The following is a 1,100-nucleotide window of genomic DNA, read 5'->3' on the forward strand; positions in this document are numbered from 1 at the left end:
CAGCAGCATCTTAATCGCTAACTGCCAATGCGATTTCAACAGCTTCAAATTCTTATCTTTGTAGGCTCTCAAGCCAATAAACTGGTTTGAAAGTACATTCCGGTGCTTTATCGAGTTAGCTTGATATTGCCTGTGTTTATCTGCTGCTTTGACCGCCAAACCAAGCAGGTAAAGTATAAATTGTGAAAGACTGGCGATGAGTAGAAGCACGCTTAATTTATCTTGGTTCCTTGAGCCGCTATCATTCATTTTTAGACCTGTTTTAACATCTCTAAAGCTTTCTTCTATCTGCATTCTTGTTGAATAAATCTTAACGACTCTTTTGGCAGCAGCACTTGATAAACAAAGTGATGTAGCAAGTAACCAAGGCTCTTTCTCTCGTTCTGCACTGGCTCGAGATTGTTTACTCCGCCTCGACTTTTCACCCGTTACCACTTTGTCTTTACGTCCTTTTGCGTTACGTTTGAAAATAACTAAACGGGACTTAAAAGAGGTTTGTTCACCTAGCATGTAAACACCGAGGCTTTTAGCTCTGGTGCTTGCTTGAACATAGAGTTGTTTAACTGGATACCAGCTATCTACTGGTAATTTTTTACAGTGAGTTCGATTTCTAAATCTGCCTACGTAATCCCAATTTAATGACAAAATTTGCTTGAACCAAGGTATACGAAAACCTGCATCTGTCACGATTATAGGTTTGCACTCATTGGGAAGCATAGTTTTTAATTTAGTTAGAAATAGTTGATGAGTTTTAGGCTTCTCTTTTTTATTTAGCGGATGAATTTCTTCATAAAGTGTCAGTGAACGACCTTGAGCTGCAAGCGATGCTCTAATGAGAAAATGTTGCTTTCGGTCATCAAGATCAGACCAATCGATATGAATTATCGGTTGTTTCATTCTTCCGATTAGTAAGCAAGTCATGCGTGTGTATATAAACTCGATATCACGATGTAAATGGCCATTATTACAAAGCCTATCGACACGTTTAATCTTATGTTTTTCCAGCGCTTTACTTTCAATGTTACGGCCAAGGCCTGTAATTGAAAGGGAGCCTCCATTCATTGAGCTTTCGACTGCACAGAACAAACTTTGTCGGCGAG

General features: G+C 39.2%; 1 protein-coding gene. It reads right to left on the reverse strand.

The features are described from left to right. On the reverse strand, positions 1 to 1,100 hold a 1,100-nt coding region (locus tag BCU84_RS20555; protein ID WP_102529903.1), incomplete at both ends, for an IS4 family transposase.

Source organism: Shewanella sp. 10N.286.51.B7, from assembly GCF_002873615.1.
In the GTDB taxonomy this organism is placed as follows: domain Bacteria; phylum Pseudomonadota; class Gammaproteobacteria; order Enterobacterales; family Shewanellaceae; genus Shewanella; species Shewanella electrodiphila.